This is a genomic window from Bacillus sp. SIMBA_031 (assembly GCF_046535225.1).
GTDB classification, from domain to species: domain Bacteria; phylum Bacillota; class Bacilli; order Bacillales; family Bacillaceae; genus Bacillus; species Bacillus velezensis.
In genome coordinates this window covers 1-237 of the sequence record NZ_JAWRXC010000673.1, presented here as the reverse complement: position 1 = coordinate 237, position 237 = coordinate 1, and the positions used below count along the sequence as shown (strand labels likewise).

Sequence of the window (237 nt, the reverse complement as noted above, 5' to 3'; positions counted from 1 at the left end):
CACCAATAACCGGGTTTTTAAATGGTTTTGCGGTAGCTCAAAATGAAACGCGTGATCAAACATGGCAAATTCATTGCCATGGTGTCTTTGCAATGGCGCGCGGCAACGATATTAATAGTGCCAGCACAGAGTTTTTTGTCACCATAGGGCAAGGTCCACGTTATTTAGACAAAAACATCACCGTATTTGGGCGAGTACTTACAGGTATGGCACATTTTCATCAGCTAGCGCGCACAC

General features: G+C 44.7%; 1 protein-coding gene. It reads left to right on the top strand.

The annotated features are described in order from the left end of the window. On the top strand, nt 1-237 hold a 237-nt coding region (locus SB724_RS21755; protein WP_410573147.1), incomplete at both ends, for a peptidylprolyl isomerase.